Source organism: Vibrio sagamiensis NBRC 104589, from assembly GCF_007990935.1.
GTDB classification, from domain to species: domain Bacteria; phylum Pseudomonadota; class Gammaproteobacteria; order Enterobacterales; family Vibrionaceae; genus Vibrio; species Vibrio sagamiensis.
Genome location: NZ_BJXJ01000012.1, coordinates 59,462 through 77,639 on the forward strand (window position 1 = coordinate 59,462; position 18,178 = coordinate 77,639).

Genomic DNA, 18,178 nt, shown 5'->3' on the forward strand with positions numbered 1-18,178 from the left:
TATACCGGTAGAATTGATGAAAAAAATTACCTTAATCTCAAATATAACTCTAGTTGTCTTATCGCTAATATTAAGTTCTTCACTTAAAGCATCGACATTAAACTGGCCTGAGCAGCCTTTTCGTTACTATGCAGATAATGACACATTAAAAGAGTTGTTTAATAACTTTGGTGCGAACTACCGTATCTCTGTTTCAGTAAGTGATAAAATTAATGAAAAGGTGAGTGGTCGTTTCACACCGGAAGATCCAGAAGAATTCTTAAACTACCTTTCTCAAGTCTATAATTTAATGTGGTATTTTGATGGGTCTGTACTTCATGTTTATAAATCTACAGAAACAAGATCTCGATTATTACAGTTAGAATTATTAACAGCTCGAGAATTAAAAAGTACTTTGGTATCAACGGGAATATGGGATAACCGATATGGCTGGAGAGCCTCTGAAAACAAGGGTTTAGTATATCTTTCTGGTCCTCCTAGATATGTTGACTTAGTTCAACAAACAGCCGACGCTTTAGAAGCGCGTTTGATGAAGACAGCAAACTCTACCGATGATTTGGTAGTGGAAATTATCCCTCTTAAATATGCTTCAGCGACAGATAGAGAGATCAATTACCGAGACCAAAAAATTGTGGTGCCGGGTATTGCTTCTGTTCTTAATCGAGTTTTGGCGGGTGTTCGAACACAGGTCAGTTCTTTACCAAACGCGACTATTGGTCAAGATCAACAAGGCGTTGCAAACCCTTTATCTTCAGCGGTGAATTACCATGCTGGAGCAACAGTAGAGGCAGAGCCAGGGCTAAATGCAATTATTGTTCGAGATACTCAAGCTCGTTTACCACTGTATCGGAAACTATTGGCTCAGCTTGACCGACCGCAATCAAGAATTGAAGTTGCGCTTTCTATTGTAGATATTAGTGCGAACGACTTAAGTCAACTCGGTATAGATTGGCGTGCTGGTGTTTCTGTTGGTGGAAATCGTATTATTGATGTAAAAACAACCGGTGATGTTGGTGGAGGAGATGTAACACTTGGTAGTGGTGAAACCTTTAGATCACTATTGGATTCAAGCAATCTGAATTATCTTCTTGCTCAAATACGTTTATTGGAAACAAAAGGTACGGCTCAGGTTGTTTCTCGCCCGACGATACTTACTCAAGAGAATGTTGAAGCGGTGTTAAATAACAGCACAACATTCTATGTCAAACTTGTCGGTACTGAGACTGCAGCATTAGAGGAAGTTACTTACGGAACGTTGTTGCGTATTGTGCCACGTATTGTAGGTGATAGGTATGCTCAGAGACCAGAAATCAATCTCAGCTTATATTTAGAAGATGGTGCTCAAATTCCAGATGGAGGGGTTGATGATCTCCCTTCTATTCGAACTACTGAAATTAGTACACTTGCAACGGTTAAGCAGGGACAAAGCTTACTTATCGGAGGTGTATATCGTGATGAAATGAGCCATCAATTACGTAAGATTCCATTATTAGGGGATATCCCATATTTAGGCGCTTTGTTTAGAAGTAATACTAATACTATGCGTCGTACTGTCAGAATGTTCATTATTGAACCTAGAATTATCGTTGATGGTATTGGAGATAATATTTTAATAAGTAATGAGAAAGATCTACGTTCTCAAATTACGGCATTTAAGAGTCTCTCAAATGATAGTACAGAACTAAAATCGGCCATTGCTATTTTTAGCTGTACGACTGAAGAGCAAGCTAAACGTCATCAAGATGATCTTGCTTCTCAACAAAAAGCGTCTTTACGTAATCAGTGTAATTTGCCTACGGGAGAATTAGGCTGGCGAGTTGAAATTAAAGAGTGTGACAGTGCGCAACAACAATGCGTACGTCCAAAAGAGGAATAATGACGCCAATGCAACAGTGGAAAATACGTATTCTCTCCGGTGTTCATTCTGGTGTTGAAGTTAATTTACCTAGTGGAAGTTTTGTATTAGGTAGCGATGATTTTATCGCAGATGTCGTTTTGACTGATTCAGAGATTAAAGCAAGTCACTTAACCATAGAGACATCTGAAGAGGGGCCAATACTTCTGAATGCAGAGGAAGTTGTTGTCAACGGTGATAATGTCACTCTGTCCGATGGTGGTGTGGCTTTAACACGTAAATCTTTGGTTAATGTTGGTGGCCTACGTTTATCTATTGGCTATGCTGAGGACGATTTATTTACTGAACTTTCTTCTGGAACACAGCACAACGGAGAAACAGCAGTTAATGATAAACAATCTACTGGTTGGAAAAGAATAATTTCAGTTGGTCTTTTATGTAGTTTATTACCGACTGCTATTTTTGCTGGCATTTGGTGGGGGCAAAACCAATCTAACGAACAAGAGATTATTGCAGAAGCTGAGCCGATTGTTTTAGTACGTGACATTCTTAAAGAGCTTCAATTGAATGATATTCGTGTGGAGTGGAATGCCATTGAACAGCAAGCCGTATTAGATGGATACATAGAAGGTCGAGCTCAGCAATTGAATCTACTTGATAAGATTGATGCTCTTGGTATCAATTATAAAAGTGACTTACGAACCATGGAAGAAATTCGACGTGGTGTGAAATTTATTTTACGTAACCTTGGTTACCACCAGATAAAAGTTGAAAATGGTGAAGAAAGGGGCACTGTTTTGTTAACTGGTTATATCGATGATGCTAGTCACTGGAGTCAAGTTGAACAGATTCTAGAGCGAGATGTTCCCGGTCTAATTGCTTGGAAAGTCGACTTAAAAAGAGCTGGGGCTTATATGGACACTCTAAAGTCCTTACTAGCTGAAGCGGATCTATTAACAAAAGTACAGTTAGTTACTAATGATGACAGAATCGAAATTCGTGGTGATCTAGATGATCTTGAAACGACTCAGTTTTACAGTGTAACGAGAAAGTTTCGTGAGCAGTACGGAGAAAAACCCTATTTGGTTTTAAAATCAATTCCAAAAGTGAGTACGGGGAAAAATATTGATTTCCCTTTCAAAAGCGTCAACTTTGGTAAGGTTCCTTATGTGATCCTTACGGACAATGTTCGCTATGTTGTAGGCTCCAAAACACCGCAAGGATACCGAATCTCCAACATAACATCAGGTGGCATTGAATTAGTCAAAGCCGGACAAATAATTAGCGTCGACTTAGGTCATGAGGGCAATGTTCAAAATGACAAACCTTGAAGAAATACTTGACAATGACATAGATGGAAAAGCAAAACATGATGTCGTCGAACGATTGAATCAAGCTCAACTTGTAGTAAAACGAAAACTTGATATTGGATGTTCCCCTAAAGAATATCAGCTTCTAATGAGCCAATATGAAGCTTATCAAGCGGCAAAATCGGTCATTGAGCAATATTAGTCACGAACTATTAAGCTCGCAATTAAATAAATCAAATTAATACAAAGGAAAAACTATGGCTTCTTATTACGATAAAAATAATGGTATAAACCTTGATTCAGTAAAAGATAAATTGGCTGAACAGGCCAAAGAAGCAAATGAGCAGGTAAAAGCCGCCATTGATAACTTAAAAGATGGGAGTGGCGCTGATGACCCTTCAAAGCTTGCTGAGCTGCAGCATGCTATAAATAAATGGTCAGTAATTTATAATATAGCATCAACAACGACACGTTCTATCAAAGATGTTATGCAGTCTATTCTGCAAAAGGTGTAATCGATGGAAAAAGAAATGCGTTTGTTGCTTGCGGAAGTGGCACTGGTGGCAACTGGTATGCATAAACATAAAGAAGCCAATCTGATTGCCGATAGTTTAGAGATGAATGAAGCTTCTAAAGAAGTTATCGCTATGATTCGCTCAATGAGTTTGATGAATAGAGGTTTATACCAAGATGCACATCGACTACTCGAGCCTTTATGTATTGAGTTTCCAGATTTAATAAGTCTAGCGGCATTAGCCGCAGGTAAGGCAGGCTTACTGAATCAAGCTGAAAGCCTATTACAAACAGCGCTGCAGAGTAACCAAAGCTCTCAGGAGTTTGCTCAATCTTACCTAAGAGATATTAGGTGTGCTTGATGAAAGTTGAGGGCCAAGGAAACATCGTAAACCCAATGCAGAAGAATCGTCAATTGTCTTATGAACAGCAGGATGTTGATAGAATGAATAGTTTAATGGTTCGCAATAAAAACATTGCGGTCTCTCATTCTACAATTTCAGCAGGCCATGAGAGCGTATCAACACGATCGAAATATATAAAAGTAAAAGAATGGTACGAGGAAATCAAACAAAGTGGAAATTTTGATTTGAGTTCGCTGAAGCATTCTTTGAATACCATATTCCGTAATAACAATGATGTTAAAGATGCTCTTTGGTATAGCTATAACCAAGAAATGGCACTAAAAGGAACTTCAGAAGCTTCCCCTGCTTTATTTGATGTGCTCGAAGAAGAGCTGCTCGGGACTTTTACCGCATCTATCATTGCTGATGTACCGAATACTCGTGAAGAACTCAAAGCTCGCTTGACTGACTTTTATAATTTGGGTGCTCATAAAGAAAAGGCTCTTTTCCATACTTGGGCTGAGTTGAAGTCTCAGGCTGATATGTCAACGACAGTCGATATTATTCGCTCTGAATTAGGTCATGTGATCACAATGAATGGATTAGCTAGAAATATTCTGACTCATAGCCATAAACTCGATTTAGACTAGGAAGATTTATGATTGATTCACCTTTTACTGAAGTAATGCAAACAAGTTTAGAACAGATACAAGATGCACAAGCAGATAGTGAATTAACAGAGCGTTTTGAGCAAGCAATGTCTCGTCCAGAATCTACTGATGGAGTTGAAGACGGCCTAGTTAAAAGCATTAGTGATCTTAAGCATGATATCGATTCCGCTAAGCGAGACCTTAAAGATAACATGCAGTTAGTCGGTAATGACCCTGCTCAACTAATGCAGATGCAGTGGGCATTAACCCGAATTACTTTTCAGGAAGAGTTGATTGCGAAAACGGTCGGTAAGACGGTGCAAAATGTAGAAACGTTAGTGAAAGCACAATAATGTCTAAACCACGTTAGCTTCTCAACATGTCAAAGTTTCTCAAAGAAAAGAGTTTCTCAATTTTTTATCGAAAGAATAACAGTTCAGTGAAACATAATTATGATAAATAAAATACGTTCATTTTGCTTACTACTTTGTTTGATGCTGGTGGGGTGTCAGTCAGAGCTGTACACTAATATTAGTCAGCAAGAAGGCAACGAAATGCTGTCAATTCTTCTTTCAGAAGGTGTTACTGCAACCAAAGAACCGGGTAAAGATAATACAATTAACCTGATGGTTGATAATTCTCAAGTTGCTTTTGCCGTTGATACTTTAAAGCGTAAAGGGTACCCCAAAGAAAAGTTCTCTACATTAAAAGAAGTGTTTCCTAAAGATGATCTCATCTCTTCACCATTAGCAGAACGTGCACGCTTGATTTATGCAAAATCACAAGAACTTTCATCGACTTTATCACAAATTGATGGTGTGTTAGTTGCACGTGTTCATGTTGTACTAGAAACCGAAAACTTAAGACCAGGTGAAAGAGCGACACCAGCTTCTGCATCTGTTTTTATTAAACATGCGGCTGATATTGCACTCGATTCTTATGTACCTCAAATTAAATTATTAGTAAATAATAGTATTGAAGGCCTTAATTATGATCGTATTAGTGTCGTTATGGTCCCTTCATCTGAAGTAAGAGTAGCATCGAAGGGAAATCAGCTCGAAAATGTTTTTACTGTGCGTGTTACGAAAGGTACTGCTAATCGGTTAATAGGTATTGTTGTATTTCTGTTTGTACTTTTAATCGCCTCGAATGCAGCAACTTATCTTTGGACTCGTAGGATTAATGATCGTGGCTGATGAGAATAAATCAAATGCTCAACGCTTACATCAATTCAATTTTTGTCCTGCACAATATATGCATTGCAGTTGGCTGCTTGAGAGCGAACCATGGCTTATAAATTTGTTTGATTGGCGAAATAATGCCTTGGTGAACCAATGGTGTTTAGAAAATTGGTCATTATCAGTTGTTGCGGAAAACCACTTCCATCAGCCTTACACCAGTTTGGTGTTTCTTCCGTGTATCGAGCTCAATAAATTACTTTTAACACTTGGTGGCGTTATGTATAGCCAAGCCATGCGTCAAGTAGTACTCAAACAACCTAGAAAGTGTTTAAATAATGTATTTGGTATTGAAGAGGTTAAATTTTTAACTCAACAAGGTCCTATGTTAATTGCTCAATGGCCTGATGGGTGGCAAGTGCCTTTACCCGAGATATTAGAAGAACGCAGTTTAACGGCAGATGCTACTTTTATGGGCTATCAGTGGTTCAAGGCTTTACTTTCCACTTTGCCTAGCAGTCTTCTGTTAAGGTTTCAGCTTAAACTAGATATAGAATTGATCAATAGAGAGGGTAATGCTGATTGGTTGAGTAAAGAACACCATGATCTTGCATACCGATTGATTAAAAAAATTGCTAAACAGGTAATTCCTCAATGTTTTCATTTGTTGAAATAAAAACGGATAACTTAAAGCTAACTCCAGGGCTTAAAGTATTAAAGGCACAAGATTACACTCGCTATCTTGACTCACAACACTTAGTTGACGCTGCTAACGCAAAGGCAGAAAGTATTATTGAACAAGCTCAGCAGGCTTATGAAGCAGAAAAGCAACGCGGTTATGAAGCTGGCATGGAACAAGCTAAAATTGAAAATGCTCAGATACTTATAGAAACCGTAGCGAAGGGTAACCAGTATTACCTTCAAGTTGAAAATAAAATGACTGAGGTAGTATTAGAAGCGGTTCGTAAAATTATTAATACTTTCGATGATGTTAATACGACGACTCGTGTCGTAAAAGAAGCTCTGTATTTGGTGAGTAATCAAAAGCAAGTAATTTTACATGTTCACCCAGATCAAGTTGCAGAAGTTAAAGAAAATATTGCCAATGTATTGAGTGAATTTCCAGAGGTTGGTTACGTTGATGTTGTAGCAGATAGCCGATTGAAAAATGGCGGCTGTATCTTAGAGACCGAAGTCGGAATTATAGATGCGAGTATCGACGGTCAGCTGCAGGCATTAAAGCAAGCAATGAAAAAACAGTTTGGCGAACGTTAAAACGATTGCCAAACTTCGTGATTTAATTTCACAGAATTTAATCTAATACCTCGAGTTTAATTGAGTAAATTGATTGTAATTATCGTGCTGGAAGCAGTTACTTAAGCAACAATATATGCTTTTATTATTTACGTTAAACAGATTTCATTAACATTGTATTATCATTAATTATTATTTCTAGTTTTTATCTTCTAGTTTGTATTTAGAGGTTGTGAGTATTGTCAAAAGAACTATCACTTAGCTATTTTTTTTCTTTAGTTAAACTATTATTTTTACTTACTTTAACTTATAGCTCTATTCGAGGTGTATTTTTTTATTACAACCAAATCAGTTTTGACTCGTTAAGCTCAAGTATTGTGATTAATTCATTTTTACACGGCATACGCTTTGATGTAGCGGCAATATTAACGATCAATACCCCTGTTATCTTAATTTCTTTTCTGTTGCCGTTTATCTTTATAAATCAGAATTCCGGGCTCAGGTGGCTACAAGGGATATTTTGGCTGTTCAATGTCCCTTTCATAATTTTTTCATTTGTAGATTTGCTTTATTACCCATTTACAGGCAAGCGAAATGGCCTTGAAGTTTTTGACTTATGGTTTGATATTAAAGATCAAATAGGGCAGTTATTTACTCAGTATGCATTAATCTCATTAGTTTTTACCTCAGCATTAATTTGTATCATAAGAATTAACCGATGTAAGTCATCGAAACATACTATTACCAAATCAAAATATGCGATTTTGTTTTTGTTTACTGCAGTCGTTGTTGTGTTGGGGATACGCGGTGGTCTGCAGACAAAACCGCTAAAAGCATATCATGCGCTTGCATGGCCGAGCGCGAATAGTGGAGATATCACTTTAAACAGCACTCTCGTCTTATTAAAGCGCGAGAAGACTAACTTGAATAAAAAGAATTGGTTTGCTACCGATGAGCTTGCATATCAAGCAATCACTCCTAAGGTTAATACCGCATCAACACTTATTCATAAGGGGCCAGAAAAACCTAATGTCGTTATCATTATTTTAGAAAGCTACAGCCTTGAATTTGTCAAAGACTTACCTACACATGCGAGCTATACACCCTTTTTAAAATCACTCACTGAAAAAGGACTTTATTTTGAGAATGGGTTTGCGAATGGCCGTGCTTCGATTGATGCTGTGCCGTCAATTCATTGGGGAATACCGAAGTTAATGAATTCTACTTTTGTTCGTTCTGAATATGTTTCAGATAAGCTCTATGGTTTGCCAGAGATTATGCAAAATCACGGCTATCGAAGCATGTTTTTCCATGGTGCGAAAAATGGCTCGATGTTCTTTGATATCACGGCTGAACAGCTAGGGTTTGATGACTATTATGGCAGAACTCAGTATGATAAAGATAATCCTAATCATATTGATTTCGATGGCAAGTGGGGGATTTTTGATGAGCCGTTTTTGCAGTATGCAGCACAAGTTATGGGTCAAACTAATCAACCTTTCTTATCAACGATCTTTACCATTAGCAATCATAATCCTTTTACATTGCCAAACGAGTATAAAGAAACCTTAGCTGTTGATGACCCTGCGATGATCAGAACAGTGCGATATGCTGATATTGCACTACAGAAATTTTTTGCGACGGCTGAGAAAATGCCTTGGTATGACAATACGTTATTTGTCATCACTGCCGATCATACAGGTGAAAATGTTGATAGTGAATTCGCTACAAAGCTGGGCAATCATCGTATTCCTCTTTTACTCTATACACCGAATAAAACGATAGGCGCTTTTAAGTCTGACAAAATTGTTCAGCAAATCGACATACCAGCAACAGTATTAGATTATGTTGGTCTCATACATCAAGAAAAAGATAAGCTTCTACCATTTGGTCAGAGTATGTTGCCTTTTGACACAGTTGGTAGGGCTTTATTTTTTGCAAATAATCAGCATATTTTGCTACATGGTAATTCAGTCACCAGTATGCAAGTCGAAAATGATCAAATTAACACGGAGAAATTAAATGAGTTTCTTATGCAAGTTCAGCCCGACGATACAATCACTCCGGAAGAATTACAAAAGCAGCTCAAAGCTTACATTCAAATCTATAACAATGGTTTAGTTGATAATTCATTTTTCAAATAGCGATTATGACAAAAGGTATTGTCGTTTCTTGTTCAATACCTTTTTGATATATCACCTAAGTGACTACAAAGAATTTGTTCTACGAGTTGATAGTATAAAAACTAGGTAAATGTTTAAAGAAATGTATCTTTTGAGCATTATTTTACCTTCTAAAGTGATGGAGCTCGTCAATATTGGTAAATAGTCTGTAACGCAGGTATAATAATATCCGTTTTAATTGTTAGAGTTCGGCACTTTTTCTGCCGAACCGAAGAAGTAAGGAATGATCATGAGTCAGTATGTTGTTTGTGCGCTTTACAAGTTTGTGGAACTAGAAAACTACCAAGAGTTACGCGAACCATTACTTGCCCTGATGGCAGAGCACAGCGTGCACGGAACGTTATTACTGGCGAGTGAAGGCATTAATGGGACTGTTGCAGCAAAGCGTGAAGGTATTGATGCGTTACTTGAATGGCTCAATGCAGAGCCTCGTTTAAGTGGGATTGTTTACAAAGAATCTTTTTCAGAGACTCAACCGTTTAACCGCACTAAAGTTAAACTTAAAAAAGAGATTGTAACACTCGGTGTTGAAGGTATCGATCCTCGTCATGTCGTTGGTACGTATGTCAAGCCACAAGACTGGAATGAACTGATCTCCGATCCTGAGGTATTTGTTGTCGATACTCGTAACGATTATGAAATCGAAGTCGGTACTTTTAAAGGCGCAGTGAATCCAAATACTGATACATTCCGTGAGTTTCCTGACTATGTAAAAGAAAATATGGATCCAGAGAAGCACAAAAAAGTTGCGATGTTTTGTACTGGCGGAATCCGTTGTGAAAAATCGACCGCCTATATGAAAGAACAGGGCTTTGATGAGGTTTACCATCTTGAAGGCGGAATTCTAAAATACCTTGAAGAAGTCCCTGAAGAAGAGAGTATGTGGGAAGGAGACTGCTATGTTTTTGACGGTCGTGTTGCAGTAAACCACCAGTTAGAAAAAGCAGGCTACGATCTTTGTAATGCCTGTCGACTCCCTATTACGGAAGAAGACAAGCAATCTGAGCAGTTTGAGCAAGGGGTGAGTTGCCCGAAATGTTTTGGTAAGCATACCGAAGAGCAAATTGCCCGTTTCCGTGAGCGTGAAAAGCAAGTTAACCTTGCTGCAAAACGTGGTGAGCAACACGTGGGTGGTGAAAGAGCTAAACAGAGTGAGCTACGACGTTCAGAAAAATTAGCAAAGAAATCAGCTCAGCGAAAGCAAGCTTAGTTTATCTATTGTATGTCATTAATGACTACTTTGAGCGATTAATCTTTAACTATATAGCAAAGCTTAATATAGGGGCAACCGCATAGGTTGCCCCTTTTGCTATGTATTGCGTGGTAAAGATTGAAAATAAGCCAATAAATCACTCAATTCATTAATCGCTAATGAGGAGGCATCATTAAAACTCTCCACATTACCATGATGAACTAAGCAAGAGGGCATTTGAGCATTATACGCTGCTTGTAAGTCGTAAAGATAATCTCCTACATATAAGACTTCATGAGGCAAGAGACGCCACTCTTTTGCAAGAATCTGTAGAGAAAGTGGATCGGGTTTAGGTGGGAAACATTCACGTGTAATCACGCGCTCTACGGATATATGATTGTTTTCAAGCTTGCGCCTCGTCGCGATTTGGCAGTTACGCGTTACGATAGCCGTTTTGATTTTACTTTGGTTTAAGTAGGCTAAAAGCTCATGACATCCGATCATTGGAGAGGATTGCTGGGCATCAGAAATCTCATAATCAAAAATCATACTGTGTGCGTGCTCTCGATGAGCGGGATGGTCAATCGTATCGACAAAATCCAAGAGATCAGTCGTTTTTGGACAGCCAAGCTGTTGACGTAACTCATTAAAATTTATGTCAGAACTTACTAATGTGTTATCTAGATCAAATACAACAGCTTTGATTTTATCGAGCCGCAAAGGGAATGGAACCATAAAGACCTCGTACAACTTAGCCAGATTGAAGTTTAAGCAAAAATAAGAGTCCTATTAAGTCTATGTCCTTTTAACGAGATCGTGCTGCTTTAGTTGTTAACTCTATTGTCAACATAATCCATTGAGCTCAATTTGCTTGATTCAGTAGGATTGTACTTGGCCAAGTTCACTAAATGCAAGTTGTGTATTAGGAATTTTTCACCAGAATTTATATGAGTTTGGTTAAGTATTTAAGTTCGAATATTCTAATTATCTAAACTAATGCATTGCAAAAAAAGGCGAGATGATCCAGAATAGTACTGTACAAATAAACAGTGTTGTTTTATGAATGTGATACCAATTTCAGCCAGTGCGGGTATTACTGGCTTTGAATCCCCTGCAGCAGAATACCGACAGCTAGCACTCGATCTAGATGATCTTCTAATTGAAAATCCAAGCGCCACTTTTTTAGGTCGTGCCAGTGGTGACTCGATGCAAGGTGTCGGGATCTTCGATGGTGACATTCTTATTGTTGATCGTCACTTGAGTGTCCAAAATATGGATGTGGTCGTTGCTAATTTGAATGGCGAGTTTGTGTGTAAGTTACTTGATGTTCAACAGCGACGTTTATTGTCTGCTAATTTGACCTATCCTCCTGTTTTAATTGAGAGGTGTGACGTTTTTACAGTCGAAGGAGTAGTCAGTCGTTCTATCCGTTGTCATCGAGCCAGCCATTTATTGGAGTGTTGAATTATGTTTGCTTTAGTTGATGCTAATGGGTTCTATTGTAGCGCCGAGCAAGTTTTTCAGCCCAACTGGCGAGGAAAGGCTGTCGTGGTACTTTCTAATAATGATGGCTATGTGGTGGCTGCTAACCGACAGGCTAGGGAGGTAGGTGTGGAAAAATTTAAACCTTACTTTCAAATGAAAGCTTTATGTGAGCAGCACGGAGTAATCGTGCTTTCTTCTAATTATGAATTATACGCCGATTTATCAACAAAGATGATGCAGGTGATTGGCCGTTTTGCTCCAGAGCAATATATTTACTCAATTGATGAATCTTTTCTGTCTTTTAATCAGACCGCTCTAGCTATTCCTTGTCTACGGTCGCATGGTATCACTTTGCGTCAAGCGGTATGGAAAGAGTGTCGTCTACCTGTTTGTGTGGGAATCGGACCAACTCTTACTTTGGCTAAGGTGGCTAATCGTATTGCTAAAAAAATTCCGGAGCATCAAGGTGTCTGTGTAATTGATAACGAGCCTGAGCGTAAACAGGCACTCTCGCAGTTATCTGTCAATGATGTATGGGGAGTAGGTAGACGTTTAACGATGCACTTAAAACATTTAGGTATTACCACGGCGCTGCAGTTGGCTGATTATCCAGCTAAAATGGCGCGCAAGACATTTAATGTTGAGCTGGAACGAACGATACTAGAGCTAAATGGCCAGCCATGTAAACGGTGGGATGAAGCCCGTACGGATAAAAAGCAAATATTTTCGACACGAAGCTTTGGTCATCGTATTGAAGAGCAATCATCATTATATCAAGCTCTTTGTCAACATGCGGCAATTGCTTCTCGTAAAGCTAGGCAGCAGGGCTCCTTGTGCCGAGTGATGGTTGCTTTTGCTTCGAGCTCTCCATTTGATGATATTCCCTATAGTCAGCGAGCAATATACCGCTTTGCTTATCCAACGGCAGATGTTACTAACATTACTAAGGTGGTCTCTCAATTAGCCAAGGGGCTATTCAAGCAGGGGGTTCGTTTTTATAAAGTGGGAGTCGGGCTATTGGATTTGGTCGACGGCCGACAAGAGCAGCCAGATTTGTTCAACCCCCAGCCTAACAATGCACCTTTAATGACGTTATTCGATGGGTTAAATAAGCGCTATGGTCAAAATACGTTATTTCTTGGAGCGCAAGGGTGTGAACAAAAGTGGCAGATGAGGCGGCAGTTTTTGACACCTCAATACACAACATGCTGGTCTGACTTACCAACTATTCGATGTTAGTGACACTCTTAAAAAATAAGGGTGTTAATTAAAAACTCACTCCTCATTGATATACATGCAGGAAATTTTGTGGGACACGGTGTCTTGAGGTTTATTGGGATGATATTTTTATATTCAAACTTTCGATATTTTATAATTCAAATGCAGTTTTCATTATGTACAACTAAGGATGTACTGTAAGATAATTCACTCTTAAGCTTAATCAAAATTTATATTTAATATTATTGTAGATAATGAAAATATAGTGATTTTTGATGAATATTAATTGTTAAAATATAATAAAGTGTTAATTGTTTAATGAATAAAATAATAAAAATCCTGTCAACTATTCTCATCATGATTTTTATGAGTGGTTGTCAATCGACTTCAAATGAAAACATTGTTCCTACTGCTAGTAAAGGGGTTATTGAAGCGGCGAAAGAAAACTTAGATGGAAAAGACTTTTTTAAAATTAATAAAACCAGCTATACCTTCGAGGTAACAGAGGATGGTGTTATTAAATTTTATGAATACTTACCGAGAAGTGGGTTTTATGTATGGGATTCTGTTCAGATTAAAAATGATAGCTTTACGATGGCCTGTGAATACTTCCGCGACTATCTGAATCTTGGGATGGTGATGCAAATCCAATTTGTTGGTCGTAGAGGAAGAGTTGAAACATACGATAATCAGCGTTGTGAGGACTTATCTGAATTGATGAGTCAATAAATGCTACAAATCACCATAATGACAGTCCCATAAACCTATCCGTATCATAAATCTTATGAATCCGATAACGTACTCGTGATTGATAAAGGAGGATATGGTAACAATCTTTGGGCTGGAAAAGGTAACCCACTACAAATGGCAGTACCAAGTAAAACAGATCGCAAAGAAACATTCTACTTTGATCTTCCTCATGAGCCTGTCAAAGTGATAAGGCTCTTTGATTTGTCTTTCAATATTTAGAATCTTAAATCGCTTTGGCACAGCTATTAAATCCATTAGCTGTGCTAGGCATTGATTACACATGCTGATGTCTTGCTTATGAGTGATTGTGTGAGGATTTGTGAATTTACGTTGATATAATCCATAAAATGTAGGCTTTATTCTTTCTGATTTATGCTAAAAATATAAATGATTAAAGTATAAAAGCGGAATATTTAAGAAGTATTCACGTGAAATTGTTTGTTGGAAGACAATAATGGAATGCTGTTTGCTATGTTAATAACTGTCTAATTTCGCATAACCATAACGGTTTACCTGAGAGCAAGTCAAAACAATATTGCGAGCTTACAGAAAAGGTAACACTAAATATACTTTCAAATTCATATGCGCCTTTTAGTTCGTGCTTGGGTTATTGACGTTAAAAATGCACAAACCACGACACAAAGAACAAAAGCTATGATCGGAGCAGCTATGAATTTTGGTGGTGCTTTTGCATCTGGAGCAATCGACCACCTAAATATGAAAGGCTTTAAATGAATGATTTAATTTTCTCTAGTCATTTAAAAAGCCAGTCCATAATAATGATTAGAGAAAAGCTATCAGCTTTTAAAGACCAATTTCACTACTGTCCTTACGCTGGTCGATGCTGGTGGGTACAATAGGACCCTTCTGATGTTTCTTGCGTGACATCATGACTGTATGGCTATTTTTGGGGGGCTTAATATTAGCAAAGAGTTGCGTGCAATCTGGAGTCATAGTGAAACCGGTGACTTCGTATCCGTTTGGGCCGACAAGAAAGTGTTCAAGGTTAGCTTGATTTTTGCCTCAATTACTCACTCATACCTTTAATTTTATGGGATTAAAATGGACAAACGGCTTCTTCTTCATAGTAAGGCTGTTTCAATGATTCTTGATACCATTGATCAATTTCTTTTCTATAAGTTTTGATAAAACCGTTCATTGCCAATACTAGAGCTTTACCTTTGATTGTTTGGTTAGCCATGTAAACTTTGTAGCTTTCAGGGTTATTACGTAAAGCAATATTGAGCCCACTACTACTTAATACTGAATCTGCTGTACTACTACGATATTCAACTTCCACTGAGTCAGTAAACATGACATAAGGTTTTTTATGATATTTTTCAAAACAGTGAAAAACAGCAATGTTATTTTCTATGATTCTTATGGGCGCATTTTCTATTATTTTTTTTGTATACACTTCGTTTGTACCACCCTTGTTTTCAATAATAAGATTTTCTTTTTTATCGATGTCAGAAAAGCTTTTAAACAGATGAGCATTCTCTTTTGAGAAGAGGACGGCTTTTTTACTTTTTATGATAGGCTCAGTTAAGTAGAATAGTTGACTTCTCCCTAAAGTGTAAGTAATACCGCCAATTGCGAGGTCACACTTTTTAGCTAACAAATCAGATGATAAGCTTTGCCATGTGGTTCTTTGAAATTCTAAATCTAACTTCATATATTGAGCAAATTTTCTAACGACTTTTGGAGCAAATCCTTCATATTTTTTTGTTTTTGTATTGTATGAAGTTAGAGGAGGGTAATCTCCAGTTGTACAAACCGTAAGAGCGGTGCTTGTAATAGTATTAATTTCAACATCATTAGATGCATGTGCAACAACTGATGTGCTTAAAATAGGAAAAACTAATATTTTTATGATATTTAACATTTTTATTTTATTTCTGAACGATGGAAATTGTATTTAATCAGATATAAAAAGGGTTTTATGTGATGTAAATCATGGGATGAGAAATATAATTAATGTTTAAAAACATTTTCTTGAGTGCATAATATATCTGCACTTACATCTGCACTTATATATGCGAATGTTTTGGAATAATTAAATTTTAATACCATTTGATGGAATGAGGCTTTTAACTTTAACTAAATAATTTTCATCATAACTTATGAGTGTTTTTTCTAAATAAATTTATACAACTTTGTGTGATATGCATTATTAAGTTTTATATTAATCACTATTATTAAGGTTTGTGGAGCGTGTTTAGCTGTGTAAATTATAGCATTTAGGTTGATTTGTCGTATTTATCAATGATTCCATTTTAAAATCGCGTACTTTCAAGTTATATTGTTATTATTAATAATTATGTGTTCTAAGTATGGAATGTTGGTATACGATACTATTATACGGAAAAGTTTAATTGAATACACATTGCTGTAGGAGTTGTTAAAGCATGGAACCAATCAAAATTAAATTGTATCGCTGGGCTGGTGGCTGGGGGCCGTTTAAAGTCAATATCCCTTGTGGGGAATGTACATTAACGAAAGACATTTTGGATGATACCTTTAATACAGAGCTAGAAGGTATCCCCATAGAATTGGAGGTAAAAGAGTGGCTTTCTTACTGGTGGGAGCCGCTTAAACTGCGAGCTTGGCATGCTCCCATCGTTATCGTCGGTAATAAGGTTATTAGCCAAGGAGAAGCCCTCAACCGCGGTGTTCTAGTCCAGGCAGTTATTGAGCAGTTAGCAAAAACTGAGAAGATTAAAGGTAATGTGATCTTCGGTAAAGAAACATGTCCTTATTGCCACAAAGCCAAAGCACTCCTTGAAGAAGCTGGAGTAGAGTACACTTATTACGATGTCGTAAAGGACAGTTCAGCATTGTACCGAATGATACCAGCAGTGAAAGCTATTATTGGTGAAAAAACACCAGTAACAGTGCCACAAATTTGGTTAGATGACCAATATGTAGGAGGGCATGATAGCTTGTCTAAGTGGCTAAAAGAAGGACGTGAGAGGAAGTAAATAATGTTTAAGAAGACTATTTTATTGAGCGTAATCATTTTTTTGTTCGCTTTGGTCTATATACGATTTGGTCACCTTTTAACGTTAGAGCAAGTCAAACTCTTCCATCAAGGTGTGCAAAATGATATTCAAGCTAACTTTTTATTATATAGCAGTCTCTACTTCTTATTTTATATTTTAATCACAGCATTATCTGTGCCAGGAGCCGCAGTAGTTACTCTACTTGGTGCCGCTTTGTTTGGCTTTTGGTGGAGTGTATTTTTGGTCTCATTTGCTAGTTCAATTGGTGCCAGTATTGCATTTTTAAGCAGTCGTTATCTTCTAAGAGAATGGGTTGAAAGTAAATTTAATGATAAGTTAAAAGTGATAAATGAAGGTGTAACTAAGGATGGGGCATCCTACCTCTTAACTTTAAGACTAATTCCTCTCTTCCCATTCTTTTTGATCAATCTCCTTATGGGCTTGACCAATATGCCTTTGGGCCGTTTCTATCTATTTAGTCAACTGGGAATGCTACCAGGGACAATGGTTTACCTTAATGCAGGCACACAATTATCAGAAATTACTTCTCTTTCAGGATTGGTTTCTCCGTCTGTTATCGGATCTTTAGCTTTGCTTGGGTTATTCCCGCTGATTATCAAATTTATGATGGGTCAATTTCAGAAAATGCGGATATGATTAAAGAAAATTTAGGGTTCTGTCGCAAATATAGCTAGAGGTTTGACAGACCAATCCTCCAGATACAATTATTTTACGAGCGCATAAAAGTGCTCGCAGGCAGCCTCTCCAGCAACAGCTATCTGATCACGTTCTAGCATCGTCCACATTTCTTGTCCATGAAGACTTGCCGTGCTCCTTCAACTGATTTCCATCCCAAAGCTTGCCACGTTTTTTGTTTAACCCAACGGTGGCTCTGTTCTACGATGTTGTTCAGGTATTTTATGTCTAAAATTTCAATAAGTGATAGCATGAAGTACCCCGCCAACCACAGTTGCACATTTAGGGCATCTAATGCTGCGTAGTTACTTTTGCTTCCGTCAATGACGACTTTCTCTGATAAACCATTTTGAGCCAATGCCTTATTCAGAAAAGCCTTTGCCGCTGCTTCATCACGGTTTGGACCGAAGCAATAGCCTACGACATGGCCAAATTTATCGACAGCACGATAGTAGTAGAGCCACTCCCCCCTAATTATGCCCGAGTATCAAAAGTTTGCGACAAAACCTGAAATTAGCTATTACAGTTTTTTTCAGAAATAGTCTTGT

General features: G+C 37.7%; 20 protein-coding genes and 1 pseudogene. 18 read left to right on the forward strand and 3 right to left on the reverse strand.

The window, feature by feature from the left end:
- The first annotated feature begins 16 nt into the window (after positions 1-16).
- The 12 genes from sctC to trhO all read left to right on the forward strand — a co-directional run bounded on the left by sctC (position 17) and on the right by trhO (position 10,497).
- Complete coding sequence (gene sctC / locus VSA01S_RS07715) at positions 17-1,876, forward strand: type III secretion system outer membrane ring subunit SctC (RefSeq protein WP_039979111.1); 1,860 nt, start codon at positions 17-19, stop codon at positions 1,874-1,876.
- An 8-nt stretch (positions 1,877-1,884) separates the two neighbouring features.
- Positions 1,885-3,186: a type III secretion system inner membrane ring subunit SctD gene (gene sctD, locus VSA01S_RS07720; protein WP_039979125.1), complete on the forward strand. Its 1,302-nt coding sequence runs from the start codon at positions 1,885-1,887 to the stop codon at positions 3,184-3,186.
- Positions 3,164-3,367, forward strand: a complete 204-nt coding sequence (locus VSA01S_RS07725; protein ID WP_371860775.1) for an EscE/YscE/SsaE family type III secretion system needle protein co-chaperone — start codon at positions 3,164-3,166, stop codon at positions 3,365-3,367. Before sctD ends, VSA01S_RS07725 begins: the two co-directional genes overlap by 23 nt.
- A 55-nt stretch (positions 3,368-3,422) precedes the next feature.
- Positions 3,423-3,680, forward strand: a complete 258-nt coding sequence (gene sctF, locus VSA01S_RS07730; RefSeq protein ID WP_039979112.1) for a type III secretion system needle filament subunit SctF — start codon at positions 3,423-3,425, stop codon at positions 3,678-3,680.
- 3 nt (positions 3,681-3,683) lie between these two features.
- Positions 3,684-4,040, forward strand: coding sequence for a YscG family type III secretion system chaperone (locus VSA01S_RS07735; protein WP_039979113.1), 357 nt, complete (start codon positions 3,684-3,686; stop codon positions 4,038-4,040).
- A complete protein-coding gene (locus VSA01S_RS07740) occupies positions 4,040-4,672 on the forward strand; it encodes a YopR/YscH family type III secretion effector (RefSeq protein ID WP_039979114.1) in 633 nt (210 codons plus the stop codon). The genes VSA01S_RS07735 and VSA01S_RS07740 overlap by 1 nt, the downstream gene beginning before the upstream one ends.
- Positions 4,673-4,680: 8 nt before the next feature.
- Positions 4,681-5,025, forward strand: a complete 345-nt coding sequence (sctI, locus tag VSA01S_RS07745; protein ID WP_039979115.1) for a type III secretion system inner rod subunit SctI — start codon at positions 4,681-4,683, stop codon at positions 5,023-5,025.
- A 99-nt stretch (positions 5,026-5,124) separates the two neighbouring features.
- Complete coding sequence (sctJ, locus tag VSA01S_RS07750; RefSeq protein ID WP_039979116.1) at positions 5,125-5,868, forward strand: type III secretion system inner membrane ring lipoprotein SctJ; 744 nt, start codon at positions 5,125-5,127, stop codon at positions 5,866-5,868.
- Positions 5,855-6,526, forward strand: coding sequence for a SctK family type III secretion system sorting platform protein VscK (vscK, locus tag VSA01S_RS07755; RefSeq protein WP_039979117.1), 672 nt, complete (start codon positions 5,855-5,857; stop codon positions 6,524-6,526). The genes sctJ and vscK overlap by 14 nt, the downstream gene beginning before the upstream one ends.
- Positions 6,505-7,125 carry an HrpE/YscL family type III secretion apparatus protein gene (locus VSA01S_RS07760; protein ID WP_039979118.1) on the forward strand — a complete coding sequence of 207 codons (621 nt, stop codon included), beginning with the start codon at positions 6,505-6,507 and terminating at the stop codon, positions 7,123-7,125. Before vscK ends, VSA01S_RS07760 begins: the two co-directional genes overlap by 22 nt.
- A 356-nt stretch (positions 7,126-7,481) precedes the next feature.
- Positions 7,482-9,248 carry an LTA synthase family protein gene (locus tag VSA01S_RS07765; protein WP_158000754.1) on the forward strand — a complete coding sequence of 589 codons (1,767 nt, stop codon included), beginning with the start codon at positions 7,482-7,484 and terminating at the stop codon, positions 9,246-9,248.
- Positions 9,249-9,516: 268 nt separating this feature from the next.
- Positions 9,517-10,497 (forward strand): oxygen-dependent tRNA uridine(34) hydroxylase TrhO, encoded by a 981-nt coding sequence (trhO, locus tag VSA01S_RS07770; RefSeq protein WP_039979120.1) that lies wholly within the window; start codon positions 9,517-9,519, stop codon positions 10,495-10,497.
- Positions 10,498-10,596: 99 nt separating this feature from the next.
- Here trhO and VSA01S_RS07775 read toward each other — a convergent pair whose 3' ends face one another.
- Positions 10,597-11,214, reverse strand: a complete 618-nt coding sequence (locus tag VSA01S_RS07775; protein WP_039979121.1) for an HAD family hydrolase — start codon at positions 11,212-11,214, stop codon at positions 10,597-10,599.
- Between the two features lie 324 nt (positions 11,215-11,538).
- On the opposite strand from VSA01S_RS07775, the gene VSA01S_RS07780 reads away from it, so the two are divergent.
- The 4 genes from VSA01S_RS07780 to VSA01S_RS19960 all read left to right on the forward strand — a co-directional run bounded on the left by VSA01S_RS07780 (position 11,539) and on the right by VSA01S_RS19960 (position 14,667).
- Complete coding sequence (locus VSA01S_RS07780; protein ID WP_039979122.1) at positions 11,539-11,943, forward strand: LexA family protein; 405 nt, start codon at positions 11,539-11,541, stop codon at positions 11,941-11,943.
- A gap of 3 nt (positions 11,944-11,946) precedes the next feature.
- The gene (locus VSA01S_RS07785) at positions 11,947-13,203 is read left to right on the forward strand and encodes a Y-family DNA polymerase (RefSeq protein ID WP_039979123.1); all 1,257 of its coding nucleotides are present in this window, start codon (positions 11,947-11,949) and stop codon (positions 13,201-13,203) included.
- Positions 13,204-13,500: 297 nt separating this feature from the next.
- Entirely contained in the window at positions 13,501-13,911 is a 411-nt protein-coding gene (locus tag VSA01S_RS07790) for an outer membrane protein assembly factor BamD (RefSeq protein WP_244949857.1), read from the forward strand.
- A 603-nt stretch (positions 13,912-14,514) separates the two neighbouring features.
- Entirely contained in the window at positions 14,515-14,667 is a 153-nt protein-coding gene (locus VSA01S_RS19960; protein WP_158000795.1) for a hypothetical protein, read from the forward strand.
- Positions 14,668-14,989: 322 nt separating this feature from the next.
- Here the strand turns inward: VSA01S_RS19960 and VSA01S_RS07795 are convergent, their stop codons facing one another.
- On the reverse strand, positions 14,990-15,817 hold the full coding sequence (locus tag VSA01S_RS07795) for a transporter substrate-binding domain-containing protein (protein WP_039983265.1): 828 nt from the start codon (positions 15,815-15,817) through the stop codon (positions 14,990-14,992).
- Between the two features lie 523 nt (positions 15,818-16,340).
- Here VSA01S_RS07795 and VSA01S_RS07800 point away from each other — a divergent pair.
- Positions 16,341-16,913: a glutaredoxin domain-containing protein gene (locus tag VSA01S_RS07800; protein ID WP_039983264.1), complete on the forward strand. Its 573-nt coding sequence runs from the start codon at positions 16,341-16,343 to the stop codon at positions 16,911-16,913.
- 3 nt (positions 16,914-16,916) lie between these two features.
- Positions 16,917-17,591, forward strand: a complete 675-nt coding sequence (locus tag VSA01S_RS07805) for a TVP38/TMEM64 family protein (protein ID WP_039983263.1) — start codon at positions 16,917-16,919, stop codon at positions 17,589-17,591.
- Between the two features lie 133 nt (positions 17,592-17,724).
- On the opposite strand, the pseudogene VSA01S_RS07810 reads toward VSA01S_RS07805, so the two are convergent.
- Positions 17,725-18,105 (reverse strand): annotated as a pseudogene (locus VSA01S_RS07810) (DDE-type integrase/transposase/recombinase); the annotation flags it as partial.
- Between the last annotated feature and the right edge of the window lie 73 nt (positions 18,106-18,178).